This is a genomic window from Streptomyces lonarensis (assembly GCF_012033735.1).
In the GTDB taxonomy this organism is placed as follows: Bacteria; Actinomycetota; Actinomycetes; order Streptomycetales; family Streptomycetaceae; genus Streptomyces; species Streptomyces lonarensis.
The window spans coordinates 1-11,780 of the sequence record NZ_JAAVJD010000008.1 but is presented as its reverse complement, the minus strand read 5'-3'; the positions used below and the strand labels follow the sequence as shown (position 1 = coordinate 11,780).

Here is an 11,780-nt window from a genome sequence, read left to right as displayed (position 1 = left end):
CCCGGCGCGCCCCCGCTAGGCGTGCGCCGGGTCGGCCGTTCGCCCGGCGGGCCCGGTCCGCGACACCGTCGGCTCCTGCGCCGCCCCGGCGTTCCAGTGACCGACCAGCGCCGCGTACGACGGGCTGGCGCCGAGCAGTTCGGCGTGCGTGCCGCTCACCGGCCGGTCACCGTCGAGCAGCAGCACCCGCCGCGCCCGAACAGCCGTGCTCAACCGGTGCGCGACCACCACCAAGGTGCCGGGCCGCTCCGCGAACGCACGCTCGGCCAGTGCCTCCGCCCCCATGTCCAGCTGGCTGGTGGCCTCGTCCAGCACCACCACCAGGGCCGGCGAGGCGTGCACCCGAGCCAGGGCGATCAGCTGCCGCTCCCCACCGGAGAGTTCACCGGCCGGGTCCGCCAGCTCGGCGTCCAGCCCGCCCAGCCGGTGCACCAGCGCCTGCGCACCGACCGCCGCCACACTCCGCTCCAGCCGCGCGTCCTCCGCACCGGGCACCAGGTATCCGAGGTTCTCCCGCAGCGTTCCCGGGAAGACGTACGCCTCCTGCGGTACCAGCGCGACCAACCGGCAGCGCAGTGCCTCCGGCAGGTCCGTCACCGGCCGGCCGCCGAGCAGCACCCGGCCGCCCCCCGGCCGCTCCAGCCCGGAAAGGAGACCCGCGAGCGTCGACTTGCCGACGCCGCTGGGGCCCACGATCGCCAGATGACCGCCCTCGGGTATCCGCAGATCCAACTCCCGCAGCACCGGATCGGCGTGCGGACCGTACCGGAACGTCAGCTCGCGGACCTCCAGGCCGTGCCCGTCGGGCGGCGCGGCCGCCGCGGTGGGCTCCGCAGCGGGCGGCGACGGAACGGCCGTGGCAAGCGCCAGCCGGGCCAGCAGCACCCGCATCTGGCACCAGTACCCGGCGACCGTACCGGTCATCATGCGCAGCGCCGGAATCAGATAGGAGGTCAGATAGACCACCGCCCCGACCATCGCGCCGCCCGTGACGGTGCCCTGACCGACCAGTGACGGGCCGGCCAGCAGCAGCGCAACCATCGGCAGGTAGCCGCCGAGCAGCAGCACCGGCAGCCGCAGCGCTTCCCCCCACGCGACCGTGACCGAGGCGCGCAGCGCCGCGTCGGCGGCACCGGCCACCTCGGCCTGCGCCCGTTCCTCCGCGCCGAGTGCCGTGATGTCGCGGCCGGCCGTCAGCACCTCGCCTCCCGTGGCCGCGAGGCCCTCCTCGGCGAGCAGCAGAGCGAGCCGCCGCCGCAGCAGCGAGCGCATGACCAGAAGGAAGAGTCCCACCGACAGCACCAGCGGCGGCATCACGATCGCGGCCAACACCGGCTCCAGCGCCGCGAGTCCGGCCGAGGCGGCGAACAGGGTGACCACCAGTGGCCGGGCGGTGCGCAGCAGCGCTCCGGTGATGCCTCGCACACCGTCGCACTGGGTGGTGAGCCGGGAGACCCCTGCGGCGTCCACCAGCCGGGTCCGGTGCACCGCGTGGTGGAGGGAGCCGTGGACGACCCGGCGGACCAGCACGTCGCGCAGCGGCTCGACTGTCTCCGCCAGCGGGCCGAAGACGGCGCGCTCGGCCAGGGCCCGCAGCGTGTAGAGGACCACCAGCAGGGCGAGCCAGGCGAGGCCGACGCCGGCGTCGCCGGCGAGGAACCCGCGGTCCAGCGCTGTCGCGACCACGGCACCCGCCGCCGCGGCGGGCGCTGCCTCCAGCAACGACCACGCGGCGGCGCGGCGCAGCTGCGGGGCGCTGCCGCGCAATCCGTCGCGGAGCAGCCGCAGGGCGGGTCCGGCCGGTATCTCCTCGGTCAGCGCGCGGGACACGCCGCCTCCTCCCCGGTGGTCGGTGCGTTCTCGGCGGCGTCGCCCTCTCCGGCGCCGAACACCGCGCGGTACTCCGCGTGGCGCCACAGCTCCCGGTGCGGCGCCAGCTCCCGGACTCTGCCGTCCGCCAGCCAGGCCACCAGATCGCAGCGGGCCGCGGTGGCAACCCGCCGGGCGACCACCAGCCGGGTCCGGCCGGCCAACGCAGAGGTGAGGGCGGCGCTCACCTCGGCCTCGGTGACGGTGTCCAGCCCGGACGTCGCGTCGTCCAGCACATAGACCCGGGCGTCCCGGGCCAGGGTGCGGGCCAGCCCCAGCCTCTGGCGTTCACCGCCGGACATGGGAGCGTCGGCGAGCGGGGTGTCGTAGCCCTCCGGCAGCAGCCGTACGAAGCGATCGGCCCGGGCGGCGACGGCGGCCGCGCGGACATCCGGCGTCCGCCCGCTGCCCTCCTGCGCGCCGTAGCCGAGGGCGTCGGCGAGGGTGGCGCCGACCAGCCGCGGCTCCTCGAAGGCGTAGGTGACCGCGGAACGCAGCGCTGCCCGGCTCAGTTCCCGGACCGGCACGCCGTCCAGCAGCACCTCTCCGGCATCGGGATCGGTCAGCCGGCCCGGTAGCCGGGCCAGCAGGCTCTTGCCGGAGCCGGTCAGCCCGACGAGGCCGACGGCGCTGCCGCCGGGGATCTCCAGATCCAGTCGGTCGAGCAGCGGCGCGCCGTTCCCGGAGCCCGCGTCCGTGGCCTCCCCACTGTCCGAGCCGCCGCCTTCCCCAGCCGCGGTCCGTTGCCCCGCGGCCAGGACGGTGACGCTGCGCAGGCTCAGGGCTCCGGGCCCGGCCGGCACCGGGCGGTCGCCATAGTCGACCGCGGGAGCCGAGAGCGCCCGCGCGATCCGTCCGGCGGCGGAGCGCGCCATGGCCAGCCCGTAGAGGCCCTCGATCTGCTGAACGCCCTGGAACGCCAGGGCGAGGTAGCCGATGACGGCGAGCATCGCGCCGGGGGAGACCCGGCCGTGGACCACCCCCAGGCCGGCCACTGCCAGGACGGTCGCCTCGGTCAGCGAGGCGAGCAGCGTCAGCTGCCAGACCACGTTCCGCTGGAGCCCCCACATCCGCCGCCCGGCTGCGGAGACGTCGGCGAGCGGGGCGAGCACCCGCTCGTTCTCGGCCTGCAGGGTGCCGCAGGCGCGGATCGTACGGGCTCCGGACAGCGCGGTCATCAGCCGGGTGGCGATGCCTGCCTGAGCAGCGAGATAGGCGTCGTGCGCCCGGACCGCCCGGCCGACGAAGAGCTTGGCGAGCAGCACCACCACGGGCACCGCCACGGTGAAGGCGAGGCCGACCTGCCAGTCGATCAGCCAGAGCGCCACGAAGCCGCCGAGAGCACCAGAGAGGCTGACCGCCCAACTGACCGCGGAAACCGGCAACGACCCGGCCTGCGGCGCGGCTTGAGTGAGATGGGTGACCGCCTCGCCCTCCTGCAGCGGGGGCCGGGCCCCGAGGCCGAGGAAGTGCCGCATGGCGCGCAACCGCAGCCAGCGGGTGCCGCGTGCGGAGGCGGTGGCCGCCAGGGGACTGAGAAGCGTTTCCAACACGGCGCCGCCGACCAGCACGGCGCCGCACAGCAGTGCCGGCCGCAGCGAACCGCCGGTCAGCATCGCATCGACAGCCGTGGCCAGCAGCGCCGGGGCGGCCAGCGCCAGGCCGCCGCGGACCAGCATCAGCACGGTGAGGAGCAGGAGCCTGCCGCGCGCCTGGCGGGCGCCGCCGCTCAGTAGGGCATTCGCGGTGACCGGTGGCGGCCCGGCGACCCCTTCGGCAGCGGACTGACGGGCGGTCATCGCAGGACCGCCTCCCCGGAAGCGGACCCGGTCACCGGGCCGGTGCCACCGGAGGAGGCTGCAGTGGTGACCGTGCCCGTGCCGCGGTCGGCGACCGCCGCGGCGGCATGTCTGAGAATGGCGGGCCAGCGCGGCATCCCCGTGGCGATCATGGCCTGCTGGTGCACCGAGTAGGCGGGCTCCATCGGCACCACCCGGTGGCCGTCCTCAGCCAGCAGCGCGAGGTTGCGCTGCACCGAGGGCCGTACCGCGGCGGCCTCCGGCAGGCTCGGCGCGATCACCACCGGGGCCCGGGTCGAGAGCACCGCGGTCAGCGCCAGGCTGTCAGCCATGCCGTGGGCCAGTTTGGCGAGGAAGTTCAGGGAAGCAGGGGCGACGATCACCAGATCCGGCCAGGCGGCCAGCTCCTGATGGGGGACCACCCCGCGCTCGGTCTCCCAGGAGGGGCCGTCCACGGGGGAACCGGACACGGCCGCCAGAGCCCGCCGAGAGACCAGCTGGTCCGCCGAGTGGGTCAGACACACCCGCACGGTCCAGCCGAAGCGGGCGCGCAGCATGGAGATCCACTCAGGCAGGCCCACAACGGTGATGCTGCCGGTCGCTGCCAGCAGCACCCGGCCGCGCGCGAGGTCGATCCGCGGCTGTCCCGTCCCGGCGGGCTCCGGCGTCGTCATTACAGCATGGGCTTCTGGTCGCCGGTCAGCATGCAGGTGCCGCCGCCCGAACAGGTCCCGGAGTCGCCACACGTGACGGTGCAGGCCGCGGTGACGCCCTCGAACTGGGCGGGCATTTCCTGGAGCCTGTCGAGATCGGAGGTCATGGTGTTCTCCTTACGATGGGTGGCGCGTAAATTCGGACAGTGCAGTGGGTGCCCGGCCGGGAGCCCGGGTGGCCGGCTCCCCGGTGCCGGTGGCACCCGCGCCGCCGCAGGTCGTCCCGGTATGGAGACCGGGGCCACCGTGCGGCGCCCGGGCAGGAACCGGAGTGCCACCGGGCAGATTCCGGCGGTGGGCCCCACCCGTGGTCACTGGGTCGGGTAGACCGTGACCAGGCAGGTGAAGCCGCCGTTGCACGTCTGCTCGCAGACGCCCGGGCCGGTCTCGTTGAACGACGGCAGCTGCTGCAGGGCGTCGATGCTGGTCTCGATCGGGGCCTGGATCTCGGAGTTCATGGGCTCTCCCTCAGTTCGGCCGGAGCCCCGAGGACGGGGGACCGGAGGCGGTAGCGGTCCTGTCGGACAAGCCGGGCGGCGAGGCCGAAGGACCGATGACCTGTGGTGCTGCCGGGCTCATGCCCGGCTCCCCGCCGCCGCCGGGCCGGCGGACCCCGCCCCGACGGACGGCGCGTCGGCCATCCAGGGGCGGGGGCCGCCGTACTCCAGGCGGAGCAGGAAGTCCAGGGAGCCGGCCATTCCGGTCTGCGCGTCGGCGCGCAACCCGAGGCCGGACTCGTCGGGGATCACACGCAGACCCTCGCGCAGGGCGTGCCGAGCATCCAGGGCCAGCGCCATCTCGCCCGCCCAGCGGCGGTAGGGACCACCGGGCACCGCCTCGGCGAGGTCCAGCAGGAACTGACCGTCGCCGGCCAACCCGTGGCAAGCAGCGGTGGTCGAGTTCCAGCGTGCCCCGTGGCAGGCAGCGCCCGCCTCCTCGGCGAGCCGCAGCATGTCGGCGTCCCCGGTCGAGGCGGCCAGCCGGACCAGGAACGTGCCGACCCCGGACGCTCCGCTGCACCAGTGGTACAGCATGGTCTCCCCGTGCTTGTCGCGGACATCCGCGCGCCAGCGGGCGCCCCACGGGCCCCGCTCGGCTTCTGCGGCGAGCGTCAGTCCGGCAGCCAGCGCCAGCTCGCGGTAGCGGTCCTCCCCGGTCGCCTCGGCCGCGGCCAGCATGAACGCCCCGATTCCCGCGACACCGTGCGCGAAGCCCAGATAGCGGATACCCGCCAACTGCGAGTCGACGGTCTGCGGAACCTCCCACATCACCCGGTCGCCGTCCCGTTCCGCAGCGAGCGCCAGTCCCTGTGCGCACTCGGCAGCCCGGTCCAGGAAGCTCTGCTCGCCGGTGGCCCGCCACAGGTGCAGCTGCGCGAACCCGGATCCGGCCGCGCCGTGGCAGACGTCCGGATTGGGCCAGCGGACCGGAACCGCGCGGCCCAACTCGGCTGCATGCGAGGTCAGCCGCTCGTCGCCCAGCAGACGCCCTGCGTCGTACAGCGCCCAAGCGGTGCCTGAGCGGCCGAAGTACAGGCCGGGCAGCAGCCGCGGGATCGTCTCCCGCCGGACATCGATCCACCCGGCGATCCGGGCGCAGACCTCGCGCAGGCTCCCGCCGTCCGCCCCACCGACGGGACCGTCGCCCGACAACGCGGCGGCCCGCGTGAACGTGGCCAGCACTCCCGCCGCGCCGTGCTGCACATTGCACGGGTCGGTCCGGCCGCCGAAGTCGTCACTGGGCCAGAGCCGCTCGGGCATCCCCGGGGTGGCCGTCGCGTCCGGCGCAGCCATCGCACGGACCAGATGGGTCAACCCGTCCGCGACCAGTCGGCGGCCCAGCCGCGACTCGTAGGCCACCCGCGACGGGTCCGTGGCGCCCCCCTGGTCCGCCCGATCGCGCACAGCACCTCGCAGCGCCCGCATCACCCGTTCCGTGCTCCACCGCTCCTCCGGCTCGGCGTGCAGGAGCCCACGGATCACCGGAGTGAGCGGAACCAGCGCCGGGCGGTCCGGTGCGAGCAGCGCCGACACCGGCTCCAACCGCTCCAGCGGGGCGCGCGGGTCCGGGTCGTCCGGCGGCAGCAGTGGCGCCACGCCGGTCGCCACGAACCACAGCACCGCGCCCAGTCCGAAAAGGTCCACGGCCTGCCCGGGGCCCGGACCGGGGCCCGCAGCCCGGACCTGCTCGGGCGCGCCGTAGCCCGGTGTGTACACGCGGTTGGTCCAAGCGCCGGGGGCGCTCGCCCACTCGGGGTCGATCAGCCGTACGTCCTCATCAGGCGTGACCATCAGGTTGTTGGGCGAGATGTCCTGGTGCACCAGACCGGCGGCGTGCACCGCGGCCACCAGCCCGGTCAGCTTCCGCGCGAGCCGGACCGCGCGCGCCGGGGAGAGCCCGCCGTCGTCGGCGTGGCGGTCCTTCACCCAGGAGTTCAACGTCTCGCCCGGCACCAGCTCCTGCGCCAGAAAGAGATGACCGTCCGCCTCGAAGGAGAGCACAACCGCCGGGCAGACCGCGCCGAGCGCGCGCAGCGCGGCCTCCTCCCGGCGCAGCCCGTCCCGGGCGTCCTCGGCGGGCAACCCGCTGTGGACGTGGGCGCGGGCCTGCTTGATCACGACCTCCGCGCCGGTTCGCTGGTCCTGCGCCCGGTAGACGCCGCCGCGGGCCGAGTGACGGATCGCCTCGCGGACCACGAACCGCCCCGCCAGCAACACCGGAGCGGGCGAGGCCACCGCGGGCGGACGTGCCGCCGCTCCCGGAACAGGGAGCTCCGCCCAGGACGGCGGGCAGAACCACGGCTTGCGCACGTCCGGAGCGGTGCCGCCGTCCGGCGTGCGGAGCCGGCCCTCGAAGACCCCGTCGTCGGTGAGCACCGGCACCCCCCGGAACGCACCGAACCGGTAGGAGACCAGCCCGCCGCGCCGGTACGGGCGGTCAGAGAGCACGGCCGGGCCGGGCAGCCCCGCCGTCGCCTCGTCGAGTGCCGCAGCCAGCTCGCGCAGGTGGGCGTCATCCCGCGGGTAGGCAGTCAGAAACTTGCCGCACTGCGCCCGGTCGTAGCGGGCCCCGGTCATCTCCTCGACGATCCGGGTGTTCTTGGCGAACTTGAAGGAACAGCCACCGGCGATCAGCACCCGGGCGGACCGGTGCAGAACCTCCGGCGCCGAGAGCCGCGTCGCCGCCACATGGAGTTTCCAGCCCTGTACGCGGTCCGGCGCCCCGGGCGCAGTGACCCGGTACCAGACCTCCTCCTCGTCGGTGCCCCAGCCCTCGGCGTCCTCATCGGCCAGTAGCCGGTCGAGCAGTACATCGAGTGCGAACGCCTGCATGGTTCCCCCTCACAGCCGGGTCAGCCCGCCGCCGCACGCCGGGAGCCGGCGCGGACCGAGCCACCGTGCCACCGGACGCGCAGCCCGAGCATCGGGGGAACCCCTACAAGGGCCCCCGGGGTCGCTGCGCCGGATGGCGCGACGACGGCCTCGGGAAGGCCGACGCGATCATCGTGCGCTCACGCCCCAGGCGCGCACCGGGACCCGCCAACGGCTGCCGAGACGGCCTGCCCGAGCTGAGCCCTGATCACGAGCGCGGATCCGGCTGACGACGCCGCTCGGCCGCCACCCCACCAGCCGGGCGCTACACCCCGACGCCGGCGGCACCAGCCGGACCGGCCGTCCAGATCGTCCACCGTCCGCTGGGCTGCCAAGCAATTCCCGACTCGGGCACTGGCCTCCGGACCGGACGCGCCCGGTTGCGGTCACCGGTCGAGGGCGGCGATCCCGGCCTCGAGGGCCTGTTGCGCGCCCAGTGCGGTGCTGCCGGGTGCGCCGATGCGGGCCAGGGCATCCCACTGCGCGGGGGTGACCATCGCGTGGACCTTCGTGTCCTCTAGCGGGCCGACGGAGCCGTCGGGGCGCGCGCTGAACTCGGCGGTGCGCCTGGACCACATCTCGGTGAGCTGTTCGAGCATGCGCTGGTGCCATTCTTCGGGCAGGGGCCCGTGCTGTTCGGCAGCTGCCTGGGCGATCACGTGCGCGGCGGCGCCGGAGGGCGGGGTACCCAGTTCGCGGACGATGAGTGCGAGGCGCTTGGCGAGGCCGTCGAGGGTGGCCGCGTACGGGTCGCTGCCGCTGTACAGCGCCTCGTGCACGTCCCGGTGCACCTCGTCGCTGATGCTCTCGGCTGCGAGCTCCTCGACGGGCCGCTGCTGGATCTCGGCCGCGCGGCGCAGGCGCCCGGCGCTCTGGCCGGTCAGGCGGACGGTCACGGTCAGCTCGGCGTGCTCGCCGACGGAGTCGTCGGCAGGGCGTGGTGCGGGGGCGTCCACGGGCGCTGACCGTAGTACCCGGCCGCCCTCGCGCGCAGCGCCTTCGGCCACCGCAGAGGGCTCGACATGCTCCGCGGTCACTGTCCTCGCGCCGGGATCGGGCATGTCGGGTGCAGCGGTGGCGTCCGGCTGGGGGCTTGGGAGGCGTTGGTCGAGCCAGTCGCGGGCGGCCGGGGTGCACACCCGCGTCGGATCACCTGCTCGTCGGCTCCGACGCGGGTGTGCACCCCGATGGTCCGGTTGATGCGGGCGTTGACGTCGCGGTATGGGGTGCCGGTGGCCGCGACGATCTGGTGCACCATCGCGGTCAGCCGCATGCGCGGCTCGGGCCCGGTGTCGATCTCACCGCCCCAGACCGCGTCCGGCTCCTGGTCCATCTCCGACTCGAACGCCGCGCACCGGCCGCAGAAGTCCAAGATGCCGTCGACTTCGGCCTCGCCGCAGGCCAGGCACACGTAGCCGTCGCAGGTCGCGCACAGGCTGGAGGCGCTGTCGGCGTCGCGGCCCCAGGCACGTTCCTGGGAGACGCACTGGCCGGTGCACGGCCGGGGGACATAGCGTGCCACGGCCGGCGCAGGCTGCGCCTGTTCGCCCTGTTCTTCGTGTGCGGCCGCCTCCGCTGCCCGGCGGGCGGACCACTCGGCGTTCGCCCGGGCGCGGGCTTCCTGGCAGGCGGCCCATTCCGCCGGCGTGAGGTGGCTGGCGCACGCCACCACGGGGGCGGCGAGATCGTTGTAGCGGGGCCACTCGGCGGCCTCGCGTCGGCATAAGCGCCGGGTCGACTTGGCCCGGCGGGTACACGTCGGTATCCCGCACCTCCCATGTGATCGCATGACCGCGCATCAGCGCGGTGCCCAGCGGTTTCCTTGCCTGCGGCAGCATGGAAACCGGGACTGACAACTCTTCCCGGAATCAGGAAAGTTCGCTGGCCTGATTGCCGCCGTCGGGGGGCATCGCACCAAGGTGCGGGGAGGGAAGAACCGGCAGCGCACCGGTCCGCGGCGCTCACTTGTACGCCCGTCCGGATTCGGCCGGAACTGGCTACCGAACGTATGACTGTACTGACGTTTGGTCATCGACTGGTCCAGCCTCTGGGGCTGCGGTACATGAAGCCGCGCTTCCCAGAGAGGAATTCGTGGCCATGGAGCCGACGAAGGAGCAGCAGGCTGCCCGTGAGGTGTTCGCCTCCGGCCGGGACCTGGCCCTGGTCGCAGGTGCCGGGACGGGCAAGACGTCCACGTTGATTTTGATGGGCAGCGCGACCCGCAAATGCGGGCTGTACGTGGCGTTCAACCGGGCGATCGCCGACGACGCCCGCGGGCGGTTCGGGCCGAATGTGGAGTGCCGTACCGCGCACTCCCTGGCCTTCAGGGCTGTCGGCCACCACTACCGTGAGCGTCTGGACGCCTCGGCGAGGATCCCCGCCAAGCACACCGCCCGCCTGCTCGGCATCACCCGCGACCTCAATGTCAACTCCCGCCAGATCGAGGTCACTCACGCCGCGCGCCTGGTGATGGGCATGGTCCGCAAGTTCTGCTACACCACCGACCGGCGGGTCATGGCCCGCCACATGGAGCCGGTCAACGGCCTCGACGGCCCCGGCCAGGACTATCTCGCCCGCACCCTGCTGCCCTACGCACACCGTGCGTGGGAGGACATCTGCTCGCCCGTGGGCCGGCTGCGGTTCGAGCACGACCACTACATGAAGCTGTGGGCGATGACGTCCCCGCAGCTCGGGGCGGCCTTCGTCCTGCTGGACGAGGCCCAGGACACCAATCCCGTCCTGGAGGAGGTCTTCCTCGCCCGGGACGCGCAGCGGGTGTGCGTCGGGGACCCGGCCCAGCAGATCTACGGCTGGCGCAACGCGCGCGATGTGATGACCGGCTTCCCCGCCGAGCAGCTGCACACCGCCGACCTCCGGCACGCGGTCCGGCGCGCGGCGCGCGAGCTGTCGTTCGCCGCCGGTCGCCTCGCCGCCGACGATCCGCGCGAGTCCGAGCGCCTGATGGCGGTCGCCGGTGACCTGGAGGCGCTCCTCGCCCGGACCGCCCCGCGCTGACACCCGACCGGGCCGATCCCGTCCGAGCCAGGGCCTCCAGGGGCGCCCCGAATGCACGTTCCGGGGGCAGCGGGCCGCTACCGCGCGGGCGCTCCCTCGTCCGTGGGGACTTCGCACACCCCGCCCGGCTCTGCCGTCCCCGCCCGGTCCAATAGCAAGAGCCAGAACCACCAGGCCACGGACACCACAGAACGGAGCCACCACGATGAGCTTCATCCAGACCGGCAAGATCGACCTGCGGTCCGACAACGCGATCGAGACCACCGGCGGCAACACCTCCACCTTCACCCGGGTCACCTTCCCGACCCCGTTCCCCGCGGGCAGCGACGTCGTGGTCTTCCCGCTCACCCAGACCTTCAACGGACCCGAGACCCCGGGTATCCGCATCCACGAGGTCACCACCACCGGGTTCCTCATCCGCATGAACGAGGTCTACGCCGGCGCCACCAAGAGCGACGGCAAGCACACCACCGAGACCATCGGCTGGCTTGCCTCCACCGTCTGACACCCCACGCTGACGGCCGGCCTTACTTCCGGAGCCGGCCGTCAGGCCGTCAGCGCACCCAACCGACCAGCGCGGCGACCGCCTCGGCGCGCGCCACGATCACCGGCCCGCCGTCGCCGGCCGACGCCGCCATCGACCCCTGCCTCGTTCCCGTCCCTGCCTCGTTCCCGTCCCTGCCTCGTTCCCGTCCGGACCGGCGCCCCGGCCTGCCCCCTGCGCCCATCACTCCTGGAGCCGGCCTCGGCGGTATCGCCTGCATCCCTGACCCGCCGCCGCCCCTGACCGCCGGCGGGGTGGCCCGGTCGCCGGGGTAGGGGGCTCGGTCAACTGCCTGCGCCGGGTACGGCGGGTGTGTGAACCTGGCTTCGGTGGGACTGGTCTACGGGGGGGTGCTGTGAAGCGAGAGCATGCGACGTTGCTCATCGGGGAGATGCTTGACCGGTTGGAGGAGCAGCAGTGGCCGGTGGGCCTTGTCACCGAGGTCCATCTGTTCGGCTCGTACCTCCGA

At 73.9% G+C, this 11,780-nt stretch carries 10 protein-coding genes; 2 read left to right on the top strand and 8 right to left on the bottom strand.

The window, feature by feature from the left end:
• Positions 1 to 15: 15 nt before the first annotated feature.
• The 8 genes from HCN56_RS27150 to HCN56_RS02515 all read right to left on the bottom strand — a co-directional run bounded on the left by HCN56_RS27150 (position 16) and on the right by HCN56_RS02515 (position 9,274).
• Positions 16 to 1,830, bottom strand: a complete 1,815-nt coding sequence (locus HCN56_RS27150; RefSeq protein ID WP_167967786.1) for an ATP-binding cassette domain-containing protein — start codon at positions 1,828 to 1,830, stop codon at positions 16 to 18.
• The gene (locus tag HCN56_RS02545; RefSeq protein WP_167967785.1) at positions 1,815 to 3,668 is read right to left on the bottom strand and encodes an ABC transporter ATP-binding protein; all 1,854 of its coding nucleotides are present in this window, start codon (positions 3,666 to 3,668) and stop codon (positions 1,815 to 1,817) included. The genes HCN56_RS27150 and HCN56_RS02545 overlap by 16 nt, the downstream gene beginning before the upstream one ends.
• On the bottom strand, positions 3,665 to 4,342 hold the full coding sequence (locus tag HCN56_RS02540) for a flavoprotein (RefSeq protein WP_167967784.1): 678 nt from the start codon (positions 4,340 to 4,342) through the stop codon (positions 3,665 to 3,667). The genes HCN56_RS02545 and HCN56_RS02540 overlap by 4 nt, the downstream gene beginning before the upstream one ends.
• Positions 4,342 to 4,488: a hypothetical protein gene (locus tag HCN56_RS02535; RefSeq protein WP_167967783.1), complete on the bottom strand. Its 147-nt coding sequence runs from the start codon at positions 4,486 to 4,488 to the stop codon at positions 4,342 to 4,344. The genes HCN56_RS02540 and HCN56_RS02535 overlap by 1 nt, the downstream gene beginning before the upstream one ends.
• Before the next feature lie 204 nt (positions 4,489 to 4,692).
• The gene (locus tag HCN56_RS02530; RefSeq protein ID WP_167967782.1) at positions 4,693 to 4,839 is read right to left on the bottom strand and encodes a hypothetical protein; all 147 of its coding nucleotides are present in this window, start codon (positions 4,837 to 4,839) and stop codon (positions 4,693 to 4,695) included.
• A 117-nt stretch (positions 4,840 to 4,956) separates the two neighbouring features.
• Positions 4,957 to 7,713 (bottom strand): class IV lanthionine synthetase LanL, encoded by a 2,757-nt coding sequence (gene lanL, locus HCN56_RS02525; protein WP_167967781.1) that lies wholly within the window; start codon positions 7,711 to 7,713, stop codon positions 4,957 to 4,959.
• A 425-nt stretch (positions 7,714 to 8,138) separates the two neighbouring features.
• Complete coding sequence (locus tag HCN56_RS02520) at positions 8,139 to 8,708, bottom strand: hypothetical protein (RefSeq protein ID WP_167967780.1); 570 nt, start codon at positions 8,706 to 8,708, stop codon at positions 8,139 to 8,141.
• 77 nt (positions 8,709 to 8,785) lie between these two features.
• Entirely contained in the window at positions 8,786 to 9,274 is a 489-nt protein-coding gene (locus HCN56_RS02515; protein ID WP_167967779.1) for a hypothetical protein, read from the bottom strand.
• Positions 9,275 to 9,849: 575 nt separating this feature from the next.
• Here HCN56_RS02515 and HCN56_RS02510 point away from each other — a divergent pair.
• On the top strand, positions 9,850 to 10,767 hold the full coding sequence (locus HCN56_RS02510; RefSeq protein WP_245245835.1) for a UvrD-helicase domain-containing protein: 918 nt from the start codon (positions 9,850 to 9,852) through the stop codon (positions 10,765 to 10,767).
• A gap of 205 nt (positions 10,768 to 10,972) precedes the next feature.
• On the top strand, positions 10,973 to 11,272 hold the full coding sequence (locus HCN56_RS02505; RefSeq protein ID WP_167967778.1) for a hypothetical protein: 300 nt from the start codon (positions 10,973 to 10,975) through the stop codon (positions 11,270 to 11,272).
• Positions 11,273 to 11,780 lie beyond the last annotated feature (508 nt).

What these genes read in the sequence shown, in the direction of transcription:
- HCN56_RS02505 (WP_167967778.1), top strand. Translation starts at nt 10,973, where the DNA reads ATGAGCTTCATCCAGACCGGCAAGATCGACCTGCGGTCCGACAACGCG.
- lanL (WP_167967781.1), bottom strand. Translation starts at nt 7,713, where the DNA reads ATGCAGGCGTTCGCACTCGATGTACTGCTCGACCGGCTACTGGCCGAT.
- HCN56_RS02535 (WP_167967783.1), bottom strand. Translation starts at nt 4,488, where the DNA reads ATGACCTCCGATCTCGACAGGCTCCAGGAAATGCCCGCCCAGTTCGAG.
- HCN56_RS02545 (WP_167967785.1), bottom strand. Translation starts at nt 3,668, where the DNA reads ATGACCGCCCGTCAGTCCGCTGCCGAAGGGGTCGCCGGGCCGCCACCG.
- HCN56_RS02510 (WP_245245835.1), top strand. Translation starts at nt 9,850, where the DNA reads ATGGAGCCGACGAAGGAGCAGCAGGCTGCCCGTGAGGTGTTCGCCTCC.
- HCN56_RS02540 (WP_167967784.1), bottom strand. Translation starts at nt 4,342, where the DNA reads ATGACGACGCCGGAGCCCGCCGGGACGGGACAGCCGCGGATCGACCTC.
- HCN56_RS02530 (WP_167967782.1), bottom strand. Translation starts at nt 4,839, where the DNA reads ATGAACTCCGAGATCCAGGCCCCGATCGAGACCAGCATCGACGCCCTG.